The 314-nt window shown below is 46.8% G+C and carries 1 protein-coding gene; it reads left to right on the top strand.

The features are described from left to right. Positions 1-13: 13 nt before the first annotated feature. A partial coding sequence (locus QWI16_RS00310) for a pyroglutamyl-peptidase I (RefSeq protein WP_441294553.1) occupies positions 14-314 on the top strand: 301 nt, incomplete at its 3' end.

The following is a 314-nucleotide window of genomic DNA, read 5'->3' as shown; positions in this document are numbered from 1 at the left end:
TTTGGTATTCGCAGTGGGTCAGGCCGGTGGGCGTACGCAGATTTGTCTGGAGCATGTGGCGATTAATCTGATAGAAGCAAGGATCCCGGACAACACTGGGTTACAGCCGAGTGGTGTTCCTGTTGTTGCTGCAGGACCAGACGCATATTTTTGTCAGCTGCCTTTAAAAACGATGTTGAAGGCATTGCATCAAGCAAATATTCCTGCGGCGATTTCTTACTCGGCAGGGACTTATGTGTGCAATAGCGTTTTTTATCAATTGTGTCATCTACGCCAAAGCATGGATGTACCTGCTGGATTTATTCACATTCCAT

Origin of the sequence: Gilvimarinus algae, assembly GCF_030518215.1 — a bacterium.
Taxonomy (GTDB): Bacteria; Pseudomonadota; Gammaproteobacteria; order Pseudomonadales; family Cellvibrionaceae; genus Gilvimarinus; species Gilvimarinus algae.
This window is presented reverse-complemented; position numbering and strand designations above follow the sequence as displayed.